The 24,875-nt window shown below is 34.2% G+C and carries 16 protein-coding genes; 3 read left to right on the plus strand and 13 right to left on the minus strand.

The window, feature by feature from the left end; all coding sequences use genetic code 11:
* Positions 1-34 precede the first annotated feature (34 nt).
* Positions 35-1,228, minus strand: coding sequence for a saccharopine dehydrogenase family protein (locus HH304_RS15725; RefSeq protein ID WP_169683382.1), 1,194 nt, complete (start codon positions 1,226-1,228; stop codon positions 35-37).
* 75 nt (positions 1,229-1,303) lie between these two features.
* Here HH304_RS15725 and HH304_RS15730 point away from each other — a divergent pair, with 75 nt between their 5' ends.
* Complete coding sequence (locus HH304_RS15730; protein ID WP_169683384.1) at positions 1,304-2,359, plus strand: agmatinase family protein; 1,056 nt, start codon at positions 1,304-1,306, stop codon at positions 2,357-2,359.
* A 2-nt stretch (positions 2,360-2,361) separates the two neighbouring features.
* Here HH304_RS15730 and tamL read toward each other — a convergent pair whose 3' ends face one another.
* The 3 genes from tamL to HH304_RS15745 all read right to left on the minus strand — a co-directional run bounded on the left by tamL (position 2,362) and on the right by HH304_RS15745 (position 11,160).
* Positions 2,362-4,665 carry a translocation and assembly module lipoprotein TamL gene (gene tamL, locus HH304_RS15735; RefSeq protein WP_169683386.1) on the minus strand — a complete coding sequence of 768 codons (2,304 nt, stop codon included), beginning with the start codon at positions 4,663-4,665 and terminating at the stop codon, positions 2,362-2,364.
* Positions 4,658-9,694 carry a translocation/assembly module TamB domain-containing protein gene (locus HH304_RS15740; RefSeq protein WP_169683387.1) on the minus strand — a complete coding sequence of 1,679 codons (5,037 nt, stop codon included), beginning with the start codon at positions 9,692-9,694 and terminating at the stop codon, positions 4,658-4,660. Before HH304_RS15740 ends, tamL begins: the two co-directional genes overlap by 8 nt.
* A gap of 287 nt (positions 9,695-9,981) precedes the next feature.
* Positions 9,982-11,160: a tetratricopeptide repeat protein gene (locus tag HH304_RS15745; RefSeq protein WP_169683390.1), complete on the minus strand. Its 1,179-nt coding sequence runs from the start codon at positions 11,158-11,160 to the stop codon at positions 9,982-9,984.
* A 135-nt stretch (positions 11,161-11,295) separates the two neighbouring features.
* Between HH304_RS15745 and HH304_RS15750 the strand changes: the two genes are divergently transcribed.
* Positions 11,296-12,456, plus strand: a complete 1,161-nt coding sequence (locus HH304_RS15750; RefSeq protein WP_169683391.1) for an iron-containing alcohol dehydrogenase — start codon at positions 11,296-11,298, stop codon at positions 12,454-12,456.
* A gap of 7 nt (positions 12,457-12,463) precedes the next feature.
* The gene (locus tag HH304_RS15755) at positions 12,464-12,922 is read left to right on the plus strand and encodes an acyl-CoA thioesterase (RefSeq protein WP_169683393.1); all 459 of its coding nucleotides are present in this window, start codon (positions 12,464-12,466) and stop codon (positions 12,920-12,922) included.
* Positions 12,923-12,955: 33 nt separating this feature from the next.
* Here the strand turns inward: HH304_RS15755 and HH304_RS15760 are convergent, their stop codons facing one another.
* The 9 genes from HH304_RS15760 to HH304_RS15800 all read right to left on the minus strand — a co-directional run bounded on the left by HH304_RS15760 (position 12,956) and on the right by HH304_RS15800 (position 24,678).
* The gene (locus HH304_RS15760) at positions 12,956-13,861 is read right to left on the minus strand and encodes a glycerophosphodiester phosphodiesterase (RefSeq protein ID WP_271711656.1); all 906 of its coding nucleotides are present in this window, start codon (positions 13,859-13,861) and stop codon (positions 12,956-12,958) included.
* A gap of 18 nt (positions 13,862-13,879) precedes the next feature.
* The gene (locus HH304_RS15765) at positions 13,880-14,326 is read right to left on the minus strand and encodes a methylglyoxal synthase (RefSeq protein WP_169683395.1); all 447 of its coding nucleotides are present in this window, start codon (positions 14,324-14,326) and stop codon (positions 13,880-13,882) included.
* A gap of 128 nt (positions 14,327-14,454) precedes the next feature.
* Positions 14,455-14,958: a YeeE/YedE family protein gene (locus HH304_RS15770; protein ID WP_169683397.1), complete on the minus strand. Its 504-nt coding sequence runs from the start codon at positions 14,956-14,958 to the stop codon at positions 14,455-14,457.
* Positions 14,959-14,969: 11 nt separating this feature from the next.
* Positions 14,970-15,548 (minus strand): YeeE/YedE family protein, encoded by a 579-nt coding sequence (locus tag HH304_RS15775; RefSeq protein ID WP_169683399.1) that lies wholly within the window; start codon positions 15,546-15,548, stop codon positions 14,970-14,972.
* Between the two features lie 136 nt (positions 15,549-15,684).
* Positions 15,685-17,046, minus strand: a complete 1,362-nt coding sequence (locus HH304_RS15780) for an aminopeptidase P family protein (RefSeq protein WP_169683401.1) — start codon at positions 17,044-17,046, stop codon at positions 15,685-15,687.
* The gene (locus tag HH304_RS15785; protein WP_169683403.1) at positions 17,021-18,112 is read right to left on the minus strand and encodes a WD40/YVTN/BNR-like repeat-containing protein; all 1,092 of its coding nucleotides are present in this window, start codon (positions 18,110-18,112) and stop codon (positions 17,021-17,023) included. The genes HH304_RS15780 and HH304_RS15785 overlap by 26 nt, the downstream gene beginning before the upstream one ends.
* 7 nt (positions 18,113-18,119) lie before the next feature.
* Positions 18,120-20,111, minus strand: a complete 1,992-nt coding sequence (locus tag HH304_RS15790; RefSeq protein WP_169683405.1) for a GAF domain-containing protein — start codon at positions 20,109-20,111, stop codon at positions 18,120-18,122.
* A gap of 309 nt (positions 20,112-20,420) precedes the next feature.
* Positions 20,421-22,397, minus strand: a complete 1,977-nt coding sequence (locus HH304_RS15795; RefSeq protein ID WP_169683407.1) for a GAF domain-containing protein — start codon at positions 22,395-22,397, stop codon at positions 20,421-20,423.
* Positions 22,398-22,707: 310 nt separating this feature from the next.
* Positions 22,708-24,678, minus strand: coding sequence for a GAF domain-containing protein (locus HH304_RS15800; protein WP_169683409.1), 1,971 nt, complete (start codon positions 24,676-24,678; stop codon positions 22,708-22,710).
* Positions 24,679-24,875: the final 197 nt, after the last annotated feature.

Genomic DNA, 24,875 nt, shown 5'->3' on the forward strand with positions numbered 1-24,875 from the left:
CATTAAGCCTCTTTATTATATTTAACATTCCTTATTAAAGTTCTAAGTCAACATTAATTTCTTCGTGCCATGGCAGACCGTATTTATTAAGGTCATCAAGGAATGGATCCGGGTTAAATTCTTCAACATTGAATACTCCTTCACCTTTCCATTTTCCTTCGATCATCATCTTAGCACCAATCATCGCCGGAACACCAGTAGTATAAGAAACACCCTGAGCACCTGTCTCTTTATATGCATCTTCGTGCTTACAGTTATTCCAGATATAATAAGTTTGTTCCTTACCATCTTTTAATCCTCTGATTCGACATCCGATAGATGTTTCACCAGAATAATTTTCTCCAAGCTCGCCCGGATCCGGAAGAACAGCTTTTAAAAATTCTAAAGGAACAATATCAATACCTTTAAATTTAACAGCATCAATTCTTGCCATTCCAATGTTTTGAATCACTCTCAGGTGAGTAAGGTATTCCTGACCGAAAGTCATCCAGAATCTTGCTCTTTTAAGTGTCGGAAAGTTCTTTACTAAAGATTCAAGTTCTTCATGATAGATCAAATAAGAAGCTTTTGGCCCAATATTCGGGTAGTTAAGATCCATGTGGATTTCATGTGGTTCAGTTTCCACCCACTGTCCGTTTTCCCAATATTTACCTTTTTGAGTTATCTCTCTGATATTAATTTCAGGGTTGAAGTTTGTGGCGAATGCCTTTCCATGATCACCCGCATTACAATCAACGATATCAAGATACTGTATCTCATCAAAATGATGCTTTGCAGCACGTGCTGTAAAAATACTTGTTACGCCCGGATCAAAACCACATCCAAGAACAGCCATCAGACCTTTTTCCTTGAACTTGTCCTGATACGCCCATTGCCATTTGTATTCGAATTTTGCTTCATCCTTAGGCTCATAATTAGCAGTATCAAGATAATGAACTCCCGTTTCCAGACAAGCATCCATAATTGCAAGGTCCTGGTAAGGCAATGCAACATTGATTACCATAAACGGTTTGAACTCATTAATTAACGCAACAGTCTCACTGACATTATCAGCATCAAGTTGAGCAGTAACTACACGTCCCTGACCAACTTCTTTCGCTATAACATCACATTTTGATTTGGTTCGGCTAGCTAGCATAATTTCCGAAAACACTTCCGGAAGTGAAGCACATTTCTGTACGACAACTCTTCCTACGCCACCAGCGCCAATGATTAGTACTTTTGCCATTTAATAAAGTGATTATTTAGATTTTCGGTTCAATATTAATAAATTAAAATTGCCTGTAAAACTTATAATTCTAAAATGAGCACTAAAAATATTATAGATGGTTTTGACCCTAATGGAGTAGGGTTAAAAAATGGACATTTTATCGGACTTCCATTTGATGAAAACAACAGTAACATTATCCTGTTATCTGTCCCCTGGGATGTAACTGTTTCGTACTCAGCAGGAACCTCTACTGGACCAAAAAACATCCTTGAGGCCTCCTCTCAACTTGACCTTTATGATCCATATGTGCCTGATGCATGGAAAAAAGGTATTTATATGGTTCCTTCTGATGAACATTGGCTGCATCAGAGCGATCACTTCAGAATTGTAGCAAAAAGCTATATCGACTTTCTTGAAAGCGGTGGTGATATAGCAGCTTCGCAAACTCAACAGGATATGCTGTCGGTAATAAATGAAGCTTGTGATTCACTAAGGCAATGGGTAAATCAGCGAACAAAATACTTTCTGGAACAAAATAAATTTGTCGGACTAGTAGGAGGTGAGCATTCGGTTCCTCTGGGTTTTCTGGAAGCTCTTGCCGAAAAACACACCTCTTTTGGTATTCTGCAAATTGATGCGCATATGGATTTTAGAAAGGCCTACGAAGGGTTTAACCTTTCTCATGCATCAATATTCTACAATGTCATGAAATATATACCTGCAGTGTCAAAAATTGCACAAGTGGGAATCAGGGATTTTTGTGATGAAGAGGTTGAGTTTGCTGAATCTCTGGGCGAAAAGTGTTCTGTTTATTATGATCATCAAATTAAAGATCAAATGTATAACGGAAAACCGTGGGCTGAGATTTGTGAGGAGATCGTTGCTGGCCTTCCGGAGAAGGTTTACATAAGCTTTGATATTGATGGACTTAAACCAAACTTATGTCCGAATACCGGAACTCCTGTTCCTGGTGGACTGGAATTTGAGCAAGCCAACTACTTACTGGTTGAACTCTTGAGGCAAAATAAAAAAATCATTGGTTTTGATCTTTCAGAAACAGCCGGTGAAGAAAATGAATGGGATGGAAACGTAGCTGCACGAGTACTATATAGAATGGCGAATCTTGCTGCGAAATCAAATAATATATAATCTTAAAAGGGATAACCGATTGAAAAATTCAGGATCAGGTTATCCCTTCTCCAATCCTTTTTAAACGGATTTATATCACTAAACACCCATTCAAAACCTGTGTCATCAATTGGTTTGCGTAATGGGAAAGCCAGATCAAACCTAATAACAATTACAGAAAGATTAATTCGTAATCCTGCTCCACCACTAATAGCTATCTCCTTATAAAAGTCTTTGAATTCAAAATTTGCTCCAGGTCTATCAGGGTCTTCATTAAATAACCAGATGTTACCGGCATCTATAAAAAATGCACCCTCAAAGTATGTTGCTAACTTCTTTCGGTATTCAGCATTTATTTCAAAACGGATATCACCGGTCTGATCGACATAAATCAACTGGTCGGAAGTGTTTACATAGGTTCCGGGCCCGATTGTTCTTGCTCTGAAACCCCTCAAACTATTCGGGCCTCCACTAAAATATTGCCTTACATAGGGCAAACTTCTTGAATTCCCATACGGATATCCAATTCCCAGAAGGATTCTTGTTGCCAGATCATTTCCTTTTTTTCCAACACTGAAATATTTACGATACTCCTGAGTTAATCGCACAAACTGAGCATAAGGTACATTCAAAAACTCTTCATCAACCTCATTTTTCTTAGATGAAAATAACGAAAGCACATTTCCGGCACTTTGGAAATCTACAGTATAATAAAATCTCTCTCTATCTAATTTTTCTTCTAATTGGTTGTTTGAGTAGCCAAGATTTAATCCAAGAATAAACTGTTGTGAAAAGCTTTGTCTTACAAATGGATTTTGATCAAGGTAATCCAGGAACTCATCTGATTCAGCAAATAATGAAGAATAATTCAACTCAAATGGTTTTAAATAAAAATCTTCCGTGGCAGAACCCTTCCATTGGTATCCTCCACTTGCCTGAGCTGTTCTGATTCCATAAAGCCCTGCTCTTTGATATTGTGTATATCCAAGCTTAAACTCTGTAAAGGAAACATACTTTGAGCGATTAAAATTGATGAATGAAGGTATCATTCTTGGAATTCTCAACTTTGCCTCAATACCTGCCTCATATGAAAAGCTGTTTCTTCTTTGCTCTGGAGGCCCTCCAAATTGACGTTCCAGATTTCCATTAAGCGATATGGTTAGCTGCTCGGCACCTCTGAAAATATTTCGGTTTAACCAGGTAAGCTTAAGCCCGGGACCAACGAAATTATTACTTTTGGCATTTACACCTATCTCAGTCGAAAATGACATTCTGGGAAAACTATATAAACCGATAGTGGGTCTGAGTTTATTTGCATTAGTTTCAGGAATCAGCTGAATATCGACATAATTAAACGCCCCCATTCCGGATAGATATCGATATGTTTTTTCTCTCTCTCTACGATCATATTCCTTACCTGGTGACAAAAACACTCCTCTGGAAATGTGTTTTGATTTATATTTTGCTTCTTTTTCTGCAGAGCTAATGTAGACACCGGGTTTTATTTTTGTAACTCTGACATTGGATGAATCAAATTCTGCAGGAGGAAGGTCCTCTCTAACTATTACCGAGTCCAATGTATAATATTTTAAGGTTCTTTCTCTTCTATTGGGTTTAATGTTTAGTGTCAATCTAACAGAATTTGGATTTTCATTATTTAAAGTATCAACAAAGAATTCCATATCCTCCTCATTGAAAAAATAATACCCATTGTTGTTTACATTTTTCGCTATGTTACTTCTTGCCCTCTTTATCCTGTCTAACTGATAATAAGTCCCACTGTCTAACTGTATATTATCAAAAGAAGAAACAAAAAGTTGATCTAAAGAGTCATTTTGAGTGTCAATACCAGATTCTAAAGACTCAATAAAATAAGGTTTCTGTGAGTCAATTATAAATCTGACTTTGGCCTTTTTATCTTTTAATGAATCAATTTTGATCTCGGTACTAACATTGAAATACCCTAAATGAAACAGTCTGTTATTTATCACTTCAATTAACTCTGCTTCATTCATTTTAGAAAGCAGGGCAGGAGGAGCACCAATTTCATTTGCGATAAAATAAAAAATTCCTTTTTCTTTTTTTGGCATCAATCCGTTAATGACAATACCTGTTCGCATCCATAAAAACTTGGAATTTGGCTGAGGCTCAATAATTGAATAAACCTCCTGATAAACCTTTTGAGGGTTATAAAGTAAACTTTTATCTACATAGTCAACTTCTAAGTCTGTTATTAAATGATCATCGTCCGGTACGTATTGCATACCGGTACATCCGGATAATAATCCAAGGAGAATAATAAGATTAATAAAATACCTTTTAGTCATTATTTTCTTCTTCAATTACTGCTTCCTGATTATTTCCATTTTTATCCTGACTTTCCTCACCCTTTTTTTCTTCTTCTTTCTTTTTTGATTTAAACAATTGATTGAACTCCTCAAAATCCTTAACAAAGATCAATGAAATACCTGTATTAGTTATCTCACCATCTACCATATCAAATTGATTCTCTCTAAATGCTTTTATCTTAAGATTTCCTTCCTTTGTCAATTGGTAAGATACAACAAATTCAGCAGCCCCGACGGTACTTTTTGACCGGTCATTTCCTTCTTCTACACCCACAGAACTTCCTACTTGCACTTCAAGCCTGTCATTTAATAGCTTCTTGGAAACACTAAAATCAACCTCTGTAGTGGTATTACCAGAGGTAGGATTGTCATAAGAACTTACGTCGAAATTCACTTCAACTCCTTTGGCTATCTTATTACCAAAATTATTCAACTGCTGTGTCAAAATACCATTTACTGAATTCCTGGCTGCTGAAGTAGCAAAATTACTACCTCCCTGAGATGGAGTTTCACTAATAAAACCACCTGTAACAAGTAACGCAAACACCTGTTTATTTCTCTCTTGTTCATAATCCTCGGTATCTAATTGCGCTAGCTTTTGCTCAATATTTGGGTAATTCCCCTTTAATTCAGGTGGGAGGCTTAATGTGAATTTAATTTCAGGTTCTGAAACTATTCCTGTTATCAAAATCCCAACTTGATATGGTATTCGTTCATTTAGTTCATCAAGACCACTACCTAATACATTCGTGGTACCAGCGCTAAACAAGTTGTTACTTCTTGTTTTAATCGTATTAAATGCTTCAAACTTAATTTCTCCTTCATAAGGATCACCTTTCCAGATAACTCTGCTACCTTCTTTAAATTCAAACTGCTTCTTTACCAGACCGTAGTAGTTAAGATTATATTGTCCTCCCTTCACAACATACACTCCGGAAAGATTTATCTCATCAGTGGTAACTTTTAACGCCAGATCTCCATTTCCATTAATTGTCAGATTATCTCCTGAATTCGGATCTATAACAAGGCTGGTCTTAGCTTTCGGGTCAATTTTCAATTTTATATTAGCTGAAAACTGACCAATCTGGCCTTTTATTGAGTCTAATACATTTGGCTTTTTTTCTTCAGGAATAATAACATTCCCTTCTTCATCCTCCTGGCTAAATTTCACTATACCTTCATCTGATATCAATTCAAGAGATTCTCCCTCTAACTCAAATGTGATATCCGTCTTATCGAGAATTGAAATTTCTCCATCAATTTTTGGTGAACTTGCTAATCCTTTTGCAGTTAAATTTATAGAAGTAAATACTGTTCCATATAAAGTATTAAAGTCTTCTCTTGTATTATCAAGCAGTAAAATTCCATCTGATTTTACTGATAAATCAACTACCGGATTACCGTATCCTGCGGGAAATTCAACAATACCTTTTAAAACCAAAGGGTTATTATTTTTATCTCTAATCTTGAATTCTTCAAAATCAACTTTGTCTTGATTAAAAGAAATCTCTTCGTTTTGAATTTTTATATCTGTACCTGAAAATGGTAAAATTAAATCTGCATTCTGAAATTTAATATTTCCTTCAAAATTAAAATCTTCTCCTGCTGCTGAACCTGATATCTTTGTTTGTGATTTCAGGTTTATGACTTGAATATATTCACTAGGTAATAGCGAGTTATACTTATTGAACTCTTCAGTGTTAAATAAGACATCAAACTGTAGATTTGAATTTCTTTTATTTAAAACAGCATGGGCTTCAAGGTTATTGTTGATTTCATCCTTCCAATTAAGGTTAGCATTTAACTTTTGGTCATTAAATTCAACATCCGTTTCTAATAACCCTGCCTCAATTTCTGCCACATAAAGCTCATCTATTTTTACCTTGCCTTTCCCTAGAAATTGATTATTGCTATTCAGTTTACCATTAATATTTCCATTTAATTTCCCTTGAACTAAATCAAGTGAATCTCTAAAAGTTACCATGCCCAGGAAATTATCAATCTCAAATTTCTGAAAATCAATATCAATTAATTCTTCAGACAAATTAACAGCTAATTCTTGTTCTCCTTTTGATATTGAAAAGTCCTTAACGGTAGTTCCGTCAGTATCAAAAATTATTCGACCATTTTGATCTAAATCAAACTTGGAGTAATTCAAAAGCCATTGATTTTCAGATGGTTTTATAACCTTCCTCTTGCCTTCATCGCTAAAAATCAACTCCATATTGTATTTCAGGCTATCATTCTGATCTCTCAACAATAATTCTATTAATACATCATGATTAGAAAGCATGTCAGACCGGAGATTTAAGTTTGCCAGAGATATATCGCCCGCTCTAAACTCACTTAATTCAAAGTCAAGAAACACGCGATTATTATTGTCTGTCTTCAGATCCATTAAAAGCGTGTCTATTGTCCAACTGGTGGTAACGACTTTGGGTAAATAAGCATCTAACTCGGTGAGTGTATCATTAACAACTTCAACAGAAATGTTAAATGTATCCAAGTCTACCATTGCCGGATAAAAAGGTTTGATAAGCCCACTTAAATCCCTCCCAGCAATACTAGTTTTGATAGAATGCGGACCTGGTAGAGAATCATTTATATATTTAAACTCCGAAATATATTCATTCCAATATTCAAACCCTGAATTGCTTGTCGAATTGATATCCAGATACTCTCCCGAAAACAATATATTGTGAGAACTATCTGTTATTATACCTTCAGTAATCCAATCCCCATATTCATAAATAGTTGCAGAATCTTTCTGATTAAATTTGATATTATTAATGTTTAAATCCCAGCTGGTTTCAGCAGAAATTCCCACAGTACCTTTTATGTCTCCACTTAATACTAGCGGCAAGCTTTCAACAAATGTACCAAGGTAAAAATCATCAATTTTTAGAGAATCAAAAGTCACTTCTGAATAATCATTCTTTAAACTTCCACCACCGAGTAAAATACCACATTCTTTCAAATTAGCGGATAATAGCCATAAGTAGGAGAGATTATCATTTTCTGGTATCAATTCTGCATAGATTGAATCAGCCTTGCAGTTACCATACTTCAAATCATACAATTTAACATTACCACTATAAATTGAATTTTCCTTTAACGATTTCCAGTAGATGGATGCCTGGGATCTTTCAATCTTAGGAAGCAAACTATCATATCTTGATAAATCGACATGCATGTCTACTAATCTGAAGTTTGCCGAATCTCTTGTTTCCTTAAATAATTCATAATACCCTTTACCACTTAGGCCTAAATAATCAGATTCTGCATCGATTTCCAGTTCAAGTGCCTTATTTTTTGAATACACTCTCGAATTAACTCTCAAATCTGAAACCATACTTTTAACCTGGGGAATACCTGATAAATAATTCATGGCAAATGACTTTGGAATATAGGCTTCAAGAACAATATCTGACTGATTATTACTTTTATACTCCTTGTAAAATACGCCTCCTGCATGAACAAATGCATCCGCATGAAAAACATAAGCTGTATCAATAATTACCTTTGACTGGTCGCCATTAAGCTTTATTTTACCATCAATTTTAGCCCGGTTCACCAGGTTTTTATTCAGCTGATTAAAAGTTGAATCCGCAAGGAAAAATTGTAAATCTGCAGGATCCAAGCTCCATTCTGATATAGTTTTAAATTCAATATTTGAAAGATTTAGACTGTCTTTAAAAAACTCACTATAATTAATAATTCCATTAGAACTTAATGATGAGCCTCCCCAAACTAATTCCGGGATTTTCCATGAAGCATTGATAGGATCAGCTCTAAGATCAAGCTTGGCGGATGACAATACGCCATTATTATTAACCTTACCAGTTAACTTACTAACTGAGAGTTGCAGGATGGAATCATTGATAACCAGTGAGTCTTCAATTGCAAGCTGAAACTCCTTTAACTCTATATAACCCGGATTAAAATGAGTGCTGTCCGAAACAGGATCTTCCATCTGTAGTACCAGGGAAGGAACTTCAATTCCAAGCTTTCCGATTAAAATAGAATACCCAAATGCGAAAGGCAGTTTATTTTCTGATTCCACCGGAGTTTCATTTTCTACTTCTTCTTCATCATTACTTCCAGGTAAGATTTTAAGATTTGAGTCTTTTAGTGCCAATTCTATTTCAGAAGCCTCAAGCTCATTACTATTTAAAAGCACATTAGCATTTGTAATATGAAATTGATCAATACCCAAATCATAAAACTGATTCAAGGACTCATCATTCCAGGCAAAATCCAAATCACTGACATTAAACTCTTTAACTTTGATATTTGGTAATATTGAAGTGGAAGTATCTTCTTCATTTTCTGGTAAATCAGCCAGTGTAGAATTCATTTCAAATTCCAGCCCATTCAATTCAAATGATTTGACCAAATAATTTGATTCACTTAGGTTCAATTCAACATTTTTAACCTTTAGTTCATCAAGAATTGCATTTAAATTGATCCCTGCCATTTCATATCGAGCATCAATATCCTCTAGTAATACATGACGGACTCCAATGAATTCCCAACTTCCACCTTCAACATTTTCGGAAGTTTCTGAAACGGAGTCTTGCTTCCCATCACTTTTAAATAATTCATCCAGGTTATTTTGGTTTTCATCAACCATATAAATGTTGACTTTTAAACCACTAATATCAATGTTACTTAATTGAATCTCTTTAAAAAATAGAGGAGCAATGTCAATTCCAGCATCAAAATGCTTTAATACAAGCATTTCGGAGTCTCTTTTATCCTTAATTAAAATGTCTTCTAAATAAATTCCGGGTGAAATTGTCAATCCCAAATGTCCAACTTCAACATAAGTACCTAATTGTTTTGAAGCTATTGTTTCAACCTCATTTATTAGAAAATTCTGAATGGGAGGAAACTGAAGATATAATGAAATAGTCAAAAACAAACCAATAACAATTGCCAGAGCTTTTAAGAAAAAGCCTACCATCTTACCAACAAAGGTCCTAACTGTATCTTTGATCTCTAACATCCAAACATTTTAATAACGCTATTGAGCATATAAAATTTAGTCAATCACACAAAAATCCCATTATCAATTACGGATTGAATTGATTAGATTAAATTCAATTGCATACTTTCAAACAATAATTCTGAGTTTTCAAGTTTAATTATCAAAATAACTTCCTAATTTTTAATATTGGTTTTCTTTGATTTATAATAAAACAGAGTAAAGTACTTTAATTGCTATGTGCCTATATAATTCCAAAGAAAATTAACTTAGAAGTAAACTTAATAATATAAAAACTGTTCATAATATTAGTCACAGAATTTATTAATTAATTCATCAACATCTTTATTTCCATTGTTCGAAATATAATCAAGATCCTGACAGCCACTTTCAAATTCATCAATTGAAAAATAACTCATTGCTCGATTAAAATAAGCATTATCATAATGTTGATCTAAACTGATTGCCAATGAATACCATTCAATAGCGTCGCTATACCTATTTTGTTTAAAAGCGATATTCCCTCTGCCCATAATTGCATTTAATTTTGTTGGAGCAATTTCAATCAAACTCAAATATATCTGTTCTGCTTCCTGTAACTCTCCATTCTTCTCTTTTAGCAAGGCGATATTATAAACCTTCTCGTAGTTATCTAAAGAATTAAAATCTACAAAAATGCTGTCCGGTACGGGTAGGTTATTAGTCAATAAAAGATATATCAATTCATTTGAGTACATTTCCATTTTGAATCCTCTGTTTGATAACTCTTTTATTAATGACATTGCCAACCCTGTTTTATTTGCCTCGATTGATCTGGAAAGCCAGTCATTAATACGTTGTCCAAAAATTTCATTACCAATATTTGAAAAAATAGGTTGGTTCATATCGTGCTCGGAAAAACTATTACCAAAAACTAACAGATCAATTTCTGATGCAGATTTAAAAGCACTTGCTTGACTGAAGTTTCTAATTGTATCCAGATCATGATTACCAATTAAAAAATAACTTAGTGTTCCATAGTATGAAATTGCGTCAGGAAGATAACTTTGATCTTTTACAGTAGTAACATATCCCTGTTCATTTAACTGAAATAAAATGTCTGTATTGTAATTCATAGTATCCGTAATATTTTTGGCCTTGATAAAATAATCATTGGCCATAATAATATTCCGATTGTTATAGGCAGTAATTCCGGCTTTTAAAAAAATAAATGGATTTTTGGTATTTCTTTGATTTAGAATAGCATAATCTAACAAAGCCTCATCTGATAAGTTCATTTGTTCAAAAATCTGGGCTCTTAGCAGTCTCACTTCATCATTTTTTGGATATTCGGAAAGACATTTATTGGCACAATCTAAAGCTTCTTCCAGATGTTGATTTTTAAAGTTTATTTCAGCTTCATCACATATATTTTGTGAATAAATCTTAACAAAACTGAAAAGATTTGTAATGAAAATAGATAATAATATGACTTTGTGAAAATACATTGATAATGAATCATTTAGTCATTATATATTTACGTTAAACCAGATAAAATAAATACTTGTTACAACAGTAATTTATCAAATAACAGTAACAATATTAATCACCATACCGTTTTAACAAGACCAAAAGGCACAAATATGAACAATTTTGAATTTTATAATCCGGTAAAAATAATTTTCGGAAAAGATCAAATAAGCAAACTTCCTAATCATATACCTACATCATCAAGAATAATGATCACCTATGGCGGTGGCTCAATTAAGAAAAACGGGGTTTATGATCAAGTAATAAAAGCATTAGAAGGGCATTTCATTGTTGAATTTGGTGGAATTGAACCAAATCCTCACTATGAAACTGCCATGAAGGCAGTTGAATTAGCAAGAGAAAACCAAATTGATTTTATACTGGCAGTAGGAGGTGGGTCAGTTATCGATGCAACCAAATTTATTGCTGCGGCAATCCCTTTTAATGATGGTGATCCATGGACAATTCTAAGTGAAAAGAAACCAGTAAAGTCAGCTATATCATTTGGTTCAATATTGACACTTCCAGCCACAGGATCAGAAATGAATTCAGGGTCGGTTATTACAAAAGTTGAAACAAAAGAAAAGCTTGCATTTGGTTCACCATTTACCTTTCCTCAATTTAGTATCCTAGATCCAACAGTTGCATCTACACTTCCTCAAAGACAGGTTGCAAATGGTGTTGTTGATGCTTTCACACACGTTGTTGAGCAATATATGACTTATAAAGTTGATGCCCCTCTTCAGGACAGATTGGCAGAATCGATTTTATTAACACTTATTGAAGAAGGTCCGAAAGCCTATGAAGATCCATCAAACTATGATGCTATGGCCAACTTAATGTGGTGTGCAACAATGGCATTAAATGGAATAATCAGAGCCGGAGTTCCGGTAGACTGGGCGACACATGGAATAGGGCATGAACTAACAGCCTTACATGGAATTGACCACGCAAGAACCCTTGCAATTGTTCTTCCTGGAGTATGGAGAGTCTTGAAAGAAGAAAAGAAAGATAAGTTAATTCAATACGCTGAAAGAATCTGGAACATAACAGAAGGTTCTGAAAATGAAAAAATAGACAAAGCAATTGAAGCAACTGAAAGATTTTTTGAATCTTTGGGAATCAAAACAAAAATGAAAGACTACAATGTAGGCACAGATACGATTGATACAATCGTTGATCGTTTTGAAAAAAGAGGCTGGACGGCACTAGGAGACAGGCAACTTGCTGATATCCCGACTATTAAAGAAATATTAAATACACAGTTGCAATAAATTAACTATGCAGAGTAATTCATTAAAAAACGTATTTGAGGTAAGATGGTCTGACATCGATGCTAATATTCACCTGAGACATTCGGCTTATGCAGACTTTTGTGCACAAGCTAGATTAAGATACTTAAGTGAGGCTGGTCTTACCTTCGATTTATTCAAAAAACTACATATCGGACCTGTTTTATTCAGAGAAGAATTAAAATATTTACGCGAGGTTCCTTTTGGCGAGCATATCACCGTAGAAACCAATTTGTTAAAAATACGAGAAGATGCTTCAAGATGGACGATCAAACATGTTGTTTACAGAGAAGATGGTGTAAAAGCAGCTGAAGTCATCGTTGAAGGTGCGTGGATCGATATTTTAAAGAGAAAGTTAACTACTTTACCTGAAGAAATGACTGAGAGATTCAAGTCTCTTCCGAAATCAGAAGATTTTGAAATTGAGCCATTAAAAGCCTCAGTTTAAAAATAAGAAAGGAGCTGTAGCACAGCTCCTTTCTTATTTATTTAATACCTCCATCAAAATATCAGGAAAATCCGATATAATCCCATCCACTCCCATCTCAATTAACTTCTTCATTTCACTTGATTCATTTACCGTCCACGGAATCACTTTAATACCATCTTTATGTAAATCACCTATCATTCTTTTAGTTACAAAGGTATGCTCAGGGCTGTAAACATCGGGGTTAAATCCTAGTTCCTCTATATTTGCTTTATAACCTCTGATGTTTTCCACCAACAAAACAGTTTTAATTTCAGGATCGATAGACTTTACCGCTTGCAAGGCACGTTTGTCAAAAGATTGAATATAGGTTCGATCATCAATATCCAGTTCCTTAATTTTATTTATGAGTAATTCGGCAAACTGATATGGAGCAGGATGAAAAACAGAATCTCCTTCTGGTAACGATTTAATTTCAATGTTATAGAATAGTTCCTTTGAATAATTTTGCATGCTATAAGACTCAGAAGTTTCTATAACTTCTTCTAATAATGGCTTGACTACCCTGAATTTTTCCTGCTCAGGGAATCTGGGATGTACTTTTGAACCACAATCATACTTCTGAACTTCATCGTAAGTCATTGAATATATATTGTATTTTTCTTTAGAGTAATTCTCCAAATCAGAACCATCAAAATTCACACATATTTCATCCGAAAAATATGGTTCATGTGAAACAATCAATTGATTGTCTTTGGTTACTACCACATCCATTTCAAGAGTTTTAACACCAGTATCAATGGCTTTCATAAATCCCTGAATGGTATTTTCGGGGTATTTCCCTCTAAACCCCCGGTGTCCTTGACTATCGAAATCCATTTGATTGGTTTTAGTTGTACATGCATTAATTATAAAAAAAATAACTATAACAATTATAGCTCTGATCTTTACAGTTTTCATGGGTAAGGTGGTTTTATCTTATTTGACTTTTCTATTAATATGACTAAAAAAGTTATCAACTTTTCGTTCATATTGGTTGTTGAGCAGGGGAGATGTAAAAATAAAATCTGCAGTTGCTTCATTACAAGCTACAGGGATATTCCATACAGCAGCCAAACGTAACAAGGCTTTTACATCCGGATCGTGTGGCTGTGGCTCTAACGGATCCCAGAAAAATATTAACATATCAATTTCACCTGTGGCTATAAAAGCTCCTATTTGTTGATCACCTCCCAAAGGACCTGACAAAAATTTGGTAACAGGTAATCCCAACCTTTTTTCTAAAAGTTTACCCGTAGTACCAGTAGCAAATAATTCGTGATCTTGCAATTTTTCCTTATTTGCTAATGACCAATCTACCAGATCTTCCTTTTTATGGTCATGAGCAACAAGTGCAATTTTCTTTTTGGCTTCTGAATTAATCATTTTCAATGTTGGTTTAAAAATGATATTAAGATAAGGACAATTTATAATAGTCTGAAAATAAAACTACTATAATGCAAAAAAGCTTTTCCCTTTCGAGAAAAGCTTTGATTCAACTAAACTTTCACACACTATTTTGGCAGTTTATCTGAAAATTTACCGTATACCCAGGTTCCAGCAATAGCACTTAACAGAGTAATAAATACAACTGTAAAGCCTGAACCAATCTGGGCAAATAATGGACCCGGGCATGCCCCCGTGATAGCCCAACCTAAGCCAAATATAAATCCCCCGATTATTTGGCCTTTTCTAAACTCTTTATTAGCAATCTTTATCGTCTCACCTTTGATTGTCTTGATATTTAGTCTCTTGATAATCTGTACGGAAATTATTCCAACAATAACTGCAGAACCGATTACGCCATACATAAAGAATGACTGGAATCTGAACATTTCCTGAATTCGAAACCAAGAAATAATTTCTGCCTTTACGAATATTATCCCGAAAATAGTACCAACAATTAAGTACTTAAGCAAACTAGCAAAACTCTCTGATGATTCCTGATGATTAGGTGCCTCGCACTCCTCAGGTTTATCAACCACTACTTGAATATCTTTATCTATTAGTTTTTCCATGATAGTCTAGTCTAAAAGAAGAATTTAAAAATAACCGGTAATAAGAAATGGGTCGAAACAATACCTCCAACCATAAAAAAGATGGTTGCAATTAAAGAAGGTAGCTGTAGATTACTCAATCCCATAATAGCATGACCGGAAGTACATCCACCGGCATATCTTGTACCAAAACCAACCATAAAACCACCGATCACAAAGAAAACTAATCCTGTACCTGTAAATAGATTTTCCCAAGTGAATATTTGAGCAGGTAGCAGACTACTATAATCTGTAATTCCAAATGCTGAAAGGTCGGCTCTTGTACTTTCTGCAATACTAATTTCTTCAGGGTTTTGTAAAAATGAAGCGGCAATGAAACCACCAATCAAAATTCCAATTACAAAGAAAATATTCCACATTTCTTTCTTCCAGTTATATTTAAAGAAAGGAATATTAGCCGGAAAACAAGCTGCACAAGCATGTCTTAAAGATGAGGATATTCCAAATGATTTATTCCCCAAAATCAAAAGCGTTGGCACTGTTAACCCAATCAATGGTCCAGCCACATACCAAGGCCAAGGTTGTTTGATAAAATCAATTAATTCATTCATGATTTATTCGTCTTGTTCGTTCTTTTATGCAAATATCAAAAAATAAACCCTTGCATAAAGTGATATTAATCACATACAAGGGTTTAATTCATGAATATAAATTTAATGAATATTCAATCTATATACGAAAGAGGATCTATCTTAGTTTTTCAACATCTGCAATTTCTTTAGGAATCGGTTTTCCTAAAATCCTGTGACCATCTTTCTGAATAAGAATATTATCTTCAATACGTATTCCTCCAAAATCTCTGTATTTGGAAAGCTTTTCGTAATTAATGAATTCAGAACACATCTGGTCATTCTTCCAGATATCAATCAAGCCAGGAATGAAGTAAATACCAGGTTCAACAGTGATTACCATTCCTTCTTTTAATTTTTTACCTAGTCTAAGTGATTTGAGTCCAAATTGTGTACTCCTTACAATTTGATCATCATAGCCCACCAGATTCTCTCCAAGGTCTTCCATATCATGAACATCCAGCCCGATTTGGTGTCCCAGGCCATGAGGCATAAATAAGGCATGTGCTCCGGCAGCTACAGCTTCGTCAGGATCACCCTTCATGATGCCCAAAGCTGAAAGTCCTTCGACTATAATTCTTGCAGCTCTAAGGTGTAACGACAAGTTTGATACTCCATCCTTAGAACCTATTATACATTCCTTATTAGCATTTAAAACGATCGAATAAATTTCTTTTTGTTGCTGGGTAAAATCTTTAGCTATTGGAAAGGTTCGGGTAATATCACCAGCATAAAACATATTATTTTGAGCTCCTGCATCTATAAGCAGAAGATCACCTTTTTTTAAGGTAGAGTGATAATGATGATTATGCAAAATTTCTCCATTTCGGGTAACAATGGGAGGGTAGGAGGTTCCTGTACCTTTAGCAAGAGCTATAGACTGAATTTTAGCCATAACATCAGCCTCAGTCATGCCTTCTTTGGCATATTTCATCGCCTCAATATGCATCTCAGCAGTAACATTTACTGCATTCTCCATTTCTTTTATCTCGTCCTCATCCTTTATCTCTCTTAAAGAAACTACTGCTCTGATCAGCTTCTCAGAAGCACCATTCATAACATCAGCAGATCGAACACCTAACCATGACGCAATCTTTAGAACATTATCACCACGGTAGGGAGGGAGAAAACAAACCTCTTTTTGTTGATTATGTAAAAACTCTCTAATCGAAGAATACGGTTTTACATCGTCAATATGTGCTTTATCTGCAAGCTCATTTAAAGAAGGTTGAGGACCAGTCCAGACCATATCATCTGTAGTCATCTCCTCACCAAAGAGAGTTGTTTTACCTGTACTTGCATCAATAATCAATGCTAGCCCAGGCTGTGAAATTCCACATAAATATAAAAAAGTGCTATCCTGACGAAACGGATACACATTATCTCTGTAGTTCATTGCAGCTTCATCATTACCGGATATAAGGATCAAGCCTTCACCAATGATGTTTGCAAGTTTAGTTCTTCTCTCTCTGTATTGCATTTTCGACTTGTTTTAGAGTTATATAAGCAACAAGGCCATCACTTCCGGCAGCATACATGCGATCTGAAGTAGCTGATAAGCAGTGAAAACCATCGGCACTAAATAATTTGAACGATACTTTATTTAAATCTGAAAGATAGGAATTTACAGCACCAACTGCGATTATATAATCACCAAAATTTTGAACTGAGGACAAATACCCTGGAAATTTTCTATGAGGAACAATTCTCCACTGTTTACCATCCATACTGGTTATAACATTGTTCTCTGCATGAAAGGGCTGTGCATAATCTCCTCCTACAGCAATAAAGCTCCCATTAGATAATTTACATACACTAAATAAGCCACTAGATTGATCTCCTTGTAAAGCAGGCGTAGGGTAACTTTCCCAGTTCAAACCATAATTATTGGATATGAAAGACCGTGCAAATTGCCCCCCTGATACTATAATTGCCATTCCGTTGGAGAATGCTCTTAACTGAGTTCCGCTGGCAGCAAACTGATATTCACCTTTTTGAGTTTGAGGTTTTGAATCCATAGGTAATTCATTCCAGGTTTTACCTCCATCTTGAGTTTCTGAAATAAAAAACCTTCCATTAATCGGATCTCCAACCAAAATACCTCTATTTGAATCATAGAAAGCTATAGCATCAAAAAAACCTTGCTTTTCAGGGTTATCATACACTTTTGCCCATGATTTACCTCCATCTTCAGATAAATAGACAGCTGAAGCCTTATCTTCTCCAGCCGCCATTGCTATGATTTTAGTTTCTCCAATTACTTCAATATCCCTGAAATCATAAGTGTGACTTTCGACCCCTGGTCTGAATACTTCCCATTTACCAATTGTAGTATCATACTTTGCTACAAGATTATTAGTTCCTGAAACCCATAACACACCATCTTCGCTTGTAGCAATTCCTCTAATTGATTCTTCAAAAGGGGTAGCTAGGTAGCTCCAATTTATAGGTATTTCAACATCCCGATCGTTCTGGGCATATAAAAAATTAACCCCGATCGTAAAAATCAGGGTTAAGGTTAATATTTTTCTATATGAATTAATCATTGACGTATTATTTTATTGACTTTAATTCTTCTTCTTTTTCAGCCAGTTTCCGTCTCAACTCTTCATTTTGAATATCAGACTCTTTTTGTCTTCTCGCCATCTCTTCCTGCGTAGCCTGAAGCTCTTCCATATTTTGCCTCATCTCTTCTTCCTGAGACCTCATCATTTCAGCTTGTTCTTTCGTTTGCTCTAACAACTCCTTCGTGCGTTCATTCATCTTTAATGCACCAATAGTTGCGGCCATACTTTCACTGAGCTTTATAATTAACTCTAAATAATGTTCTGGTAATTCTTTAAAGCTTGCCATTTCCAGTACTCCAACAACTTTTTCATTTTCTACCAATGGCATAATCAACACACATCGTGGAGTAGAATCACCAAGACCACTTTTAATATTAACATAATTATCAGGAACATGGGTAAGGTGAATTGATTTTTTTTCCAAATAACATTGCCCAACCAGTCCTTCACCTATTTCAACTTGCTTATTGATGTATTTTCTTCTGTCAAATGCATAAGCACTAACTAACTCAAGGTATGGATTATCAGCATCGTCATCATTCAATAAGAAAATACCAGCTTGATTTACCTCAACATAATTAACAAAGTCTTTTAAAAGCTTAGCAAAAAACTCCTTAAGATCTGTACCACTTTGGATTCGCAGCATATCAGAAAAATGCGCCTGACCTTTAGTTACCCAATTTCGCTTCTCTTCTTCCTCTTTAGCCTTGCGAAGATTATATTTCATTTCAACTAATGCCTTTCCAAGAACATCTTCATCATCAAGATCACTCAATTCATAATCAAGATTTCCTTCACCAATTGCTCTGGCATATTCTGACTTATGACTTAAATTATCTATCAACTTATTAACACTATTAGAAATATCGTTCAGTTCATCATTTGTCTGAATATCCAGTTTATCATCATCAGAAATTTTCCCTCTTGAAAGGTCATCTAATGTATTAGAAGCTTTAGCCAAAGAATGAGAGATTCTATCAGCGAGGAAATAAAGAACTCCAGCTAATATTGCAAATCCTAAAAGGGCTATTATAATACCATTCCTGGTAGCTATATTAATTTCCTTGATAATAACCGAACGAGGAATTAATGTTGCCACAAACCACGGTTTATCAGATGTACCAAGTTGTATAGTTTGAAAATTAATCAAGACTTCATCATCGAAACTATTTAGATATTCTTCATATGAGTGGTTGTTATCCTTAGAAAGCATTTCCAACACCTCATTTTTATTATACCAATTACCCAAAAGCGAATCTACCTTGGTTCCAACTAATCCAATATCTTCATGTGCAATAATAGTCCCATCATTAGAAAACAAAACAGTTCTGGCTTCATCATAAGGTTTAAGTTCAGATATGAATTGTAAATCTGAAAGAATAACGTCAATCCCAATTACTCCGATAAATTTCTCAGCGTCATTTTTGAGCGGTACGCATACAGAGGTAATTAATATGTCATCACCAACATTTGCATCTATATACGGATTTGATAACTCTTCCTTACCTGTAGTCTTAAGTGTTTTGTATAAACTTCCTTCCTGATCTCCATCCAGACTTAAAGTATCATATAAGACTTCACCTGACTGAAAAACAATTTTTCTAGCTCTACCATAATCTTTATAGTAAGCTGTATCATAATGAGATAATTCGAAATTAATCCATGCATTCGCATATCTGATATCCGAATCTACAATAGATTGTAATGCCTTATCCCGAACAGGTAACAGTTCATGAAGCTCTGTTTTATCATATTTCTGAAGTATTCCTGATGCTGATCTTAAAATCCCCAAGTCTGTGTTAAAAATAGACTCAATCTCTTTAGCATTTTGAGATGTATAACTTCTGGCAAGATTTTTTGCTTCCTTTATAGTTTCAGTTCTCAGTGTGCTAATTATATATGTCACACTCCCTACAAAAGCTAAAAGAAATATCCCAAGAATAATAAAAAGTAGCTTACGTTTAATCGTCATTCTCATATTAAAAAATATTATAAGGCATATAAAGATATTATCTTTTTATGATGCTATCATAATTATGTCAGATTTTAATTCAAAATGAAGATTATAAAAACTAGAATTTTAATACTTAAAATATGAATTTTCTACCATTAAATTAAACTAATCAACTTTCAGACTATGTAAACAATAAGAAAAATAAGCCTTTTGTAATATTTATTATTGGATTAAAAAATTTTAACCCAATAATTCAATTCTTAAAAAATTACAAAAAAAATACCCCGGAAAAATTAGTCCGAGGTATCTATATACAAATGATTATTTATATTTTCAGTTGAGGTTTAACTCCATTTCTCTTTCTTTAAGTTTGGCCATTAAAACCTTATTTTGTTCGTCAGATTCTCGCTGTCTTCTGGCCATTTCCTCTTGCGTTGCCTGAAGCTCTTCCATATTTTGTCTCATTTCTTCTTCCTGAGACCTCATCATTTCAGCTTGTTCTTTTGTTTGCTCAAGTAACTCCTTGGTTCTTTCATTCATTTTTAGAGCACCTATTGTTGCAGCTAAACTTTCACACAGCTTATCTATTAGTTCCATATAATGATCTGGCAATTGCTTAAAGCTTGCCATTTCTAGAACTCCAACAACTTTTTCATTCTCAACCAATGGCATAATCAATACACATCTAGGCGTTGCATCACCAAGACCACTCTTAATATTGATATAGTTTTCAGGCACCTCAGTGATATAAATTTTCTTTTTTTCCAGATAGCACTGTCCAACCAAACCTTCACCAAGCTCAACTTTTTTACTAATATATTTTCTTCTGTCAAATGCATAAGCACTAATTAGCTCCAGATAATGGTCTTCATTATCGTCATCATTAAGAAGGAATATACCAGCCTGATTTATTTCCACATAGTTCACAAGATCTTTTAATAAACCAGCAAAAAATTCCTTTAAATCAGTTCCACTTTTTATTCTAAGCATATCTGAAAAATGTGCCTGACCTTTAGTAACCCAATTCCTTTTCTCTTCGTCTTCTTTTGATTTCCGAAGGTTATATTTCATCTCTACAAGAGCCTTACCCAAAACATCATTTTCGTCCAGATTATCTAACTCATAATCAAGATTGCCTTCACCAATAGCTCTAGCATAATCAGACTTCTCAGCAAGGTTATCAATTAAAGTGTTGATACTTGTTGATATTTCATTTAGTTCATCGTTGGTATTCAGTCTTAATTTGCCTTTCTCGGAAATCATCCCTTTAGATAAATCAAATAATGTTTGCGATGCCTTAATCAATGAAGATGAGATTCGATCTGATAAGAAGTATAATACCACAGCCAAAATACAAAAGCCTAGCAAAGCTATCATTATACCATTTCTTGTGGCAATATTAACTTCTTTAACAATTACAGACTTAGGAATCAATGTAACCAAAAACCATGGTTGGGCAGTTCCTCCAAAGTCTATTTTCTGGAAGTTGATTAAAACTTCTTCATCAAAGCTGGCCATGTATTTTTCAAAAGTATTGTTTTTGTTCTCCTCAATTTTATCCAATACTTTACTTTTACTAAACCAGTCACCAAACAGAGTATCTACACTAGTACCTACATAATCATGGTTTTCATGAGCTACAATTGTACCGTTGTCTGAGAATAAGATCGTTTGTGATTCATCATATGGCTTCAATTCAGAAATAAACTGTAGATCTGTTAAATCAACATCTACACCTGCCAACCCAATAAATTTACCACTTGGGTCTTTTAATGGGATACAAACTGATGTCATCAATATTCCCTGATCGATATAAGGATTCGAAAGTTCTTCAACTACATTGGTTTTGAGCCAGTAATAGTCACTTTCTTTGTTATCACCGTCTAATTCGAGCGTATCGACCTGCCAGCCTCCTGCTTGAAATGCAATAGTCCTTACTCTACCGTAATCATAGTAATGGGCTGTATCATAATGTGATAATTCAAAACTTACCCAAGAATCATAATATCCTGGATTATTTTGTAACATCCCAAGCAGCATTTTATCTCTAATATCCGGTAATACATCTAAGTCATATTTTGAATAACGCTCCAAAGTTCTAGCTGCTGTCCTTGCCACACCAAAGTCACTATTAAAAATGGCCTTGATTTCATTAGCATTCTGATTAGTATAACTACGAGCCAAATTCTTAGCTTCTTTAATTGTCTCTGTCCTAAGTGTGGTAATTATGTATGTAACACTACTTGTAAATGCTAACAGAAAAATACCCAGGATTACAAAAAGTAACTTGCGTTTAATTGTTATTCTCATGTTAAAAAAATATTATACAGCTCGGCGCAAAGGTATTAACTTTCTATTAGTCTTACCTACCAATGTTAGATTCTAAACTAAAATCAATTTTTATAATTTTTCTATGAAAATGATATTTTGCCTAATGCTCAAAATCATTTATTAAATACAATTTAATATCATTTCAAAGGGAATTCGTAACCTATTTTAAACAGCCTATTTTTTAACTTTAATCATTCAAAGCTAATGTTGTTATGAATAAAAAAAGCTCCGGAGTTTGACTCCAGAGCTTTATATATTATTAAATTAAATGACTTATTATTTTAATTATTTATTGCATTTCTTTTTCATTTAGCTTCCTCATAAGTTCTTCATTTAATTCATCAGACTCCCTTTGACGCCTAGCCATTTCTTCTTGAGTAGCTTGTAATTCTTCCATATTTTGCCTCATCTCTTCCTCTTGAGACCTCATCATTTCAGCCTGTTCTTTGGTTTGTTCAAGAAGCTGTTTAGTACGCTCATTCATCTTTAGCGCACCAATTGTAGCCGCCATACTTTGACATAATTTGTCAATCAACTCCATGTAATGTTCAGGAAGAACTGTAAAACTTGCCATTTCCAATACCCCAACTACCTTTTCATTTTCTATTAAAGGCATTATCAAAATGCAACGTGGGGGAGCATCACCTAAACCGCTTTTGATTGTTATATAGTTATCCGGAACATCAGTTAAATATATGTTTTTCTTTTCCAGAAAACATTGCCCCACCAGACCTTCCCCAAGCTCGATCTTTTGATTTAAATACTTTCTTCTATCAAAAGCATAAGCACTAACAAGTTCCAAATGCAAGTTATCAGTATCATCATCATTTAAGAGAAATATTCCCGCTTGATTCACTTGGACATAGTCAACAAAATCCTTCAGTAATTTGGCAAAAAATTCTTTCAGATCTGTTCCACTTTGAATTCTCAGCATATCAGAAAAGTGAGCCTGACCTTTTGTAACCCAATTTCGCTTTTCTTCCTCACTACGAGCTGAACGAAGGTTATATTTCATTTCTACTAATGCTTTTCCAAGAACATCATCTTCATCCAGGTTCTCCAGTTCATAATCAAGATTTCCTTCGCCAATAGCTCTTGCATAATCTGATTTATAACTTAAATTTTCTATTAGTTTATTAATACTGATAGAAATATCATATAATTCATCATTAGTATTAATAATTAACTTTTCATCACCTGCAATTTTCCCTCTGGATAAATCATCTAATGTATCAGATGCCTTTTTTAAAGCTATTGAGATTCTATTTGATAAATAATACACCAGAATTGCCAAAACAATAAAACCTAATAAGGCAATAATTACACCATTTCTTGTTGCTATGTTAATTTCTTTAATGATTACTGATCTAGGTATTAATGTTGCCATAAACCACATTTTATCAGATGATCCTAACTGAATTTTTTGAAAGTCTATTAGCACTTCTTCGTCAAAAGAACTCAAATACTTTTCGTATGAGTGATCTCCTTTTTTGGATAAATTTTGAATAACCTCATTTCTATCATACCATTCACCGAAAAGAGAATCTACTTTTGTACCTACATATGATTCATCTTCGTGAGCAATTATTGTTCCGTCATGAGAATACAAAATCGTTCTTGCTTCTTTATAAGGCTTTAAATTTGAAATAAACTGAAGATCTGACAAAACCACATCTACACCTACAATACCAATGAATTTTTTAGACTCATCATTAAGAGGTACAATAACAGATGTAATTAAAACATCTTCTCCAAAAACCGGGTCTATATAAGGATCAGCAAGTTCCTCTTTGTTCTTTAGCTTCATTTCAAGATATGCACCTCTATCACCCTCTGTATTAATCGTATCTGCCTTGACTTCACCAGATTGAAAAACATATTTCCAGGCATTACCATGATCTTTAAAATAGGCCGTATCATAATGAAATAATTCAAAATTAGCCCATGCATTTGCATATCTTTGGTCTGACTTAACAATCGCTGTTAATACTTTATCCCTAACAGGAAGAAATTCCTTAAGAGTATACTTATCATAGCTCTGTAAGGTGCCAGCTGCTGCCCTTAATGCGCCAAGATCCTTATTAAAAATAGATTCTATTTCGTTTGCATTTTGCTTTGTATAGCTTCTTGCAAGATTTTTTGCGTCTTCAACTGTCTCACTCCTTAAGGAACTAATTATATAGGACACACTCCCTGCAAATGCCAATAAAAAAATCCCAAGTATTACGAAAAGTAACTTTCGTTTAATTGTCATTCTCATGATTAAAAAATTCGGGTCATCAGGTTAAAAAAATTGTCATTAATAACCCACGAAGATAAAAACTTTCATTTTTATATAAATGCTGATGTTAGATTATAATTAAAATAGATTATTAGGTTAATTAGCCAGTAATCCAAATTTTATATTTTAATATAGTCCTACCATGAACTTAATCAATATAGAAAGGGCAATTCAAA

The organism is Marinigracilibium pacificum (assembly GCF_012926615.1).
In the GTDB taxonomy this organism is placed as follows: domain Bacteria; phylum Bacteroidota; class Bacteroidia; order Cytophagales; family Cyclobacteriaceae; genus Mangrovivirga; species Mangrovivirga pacifica.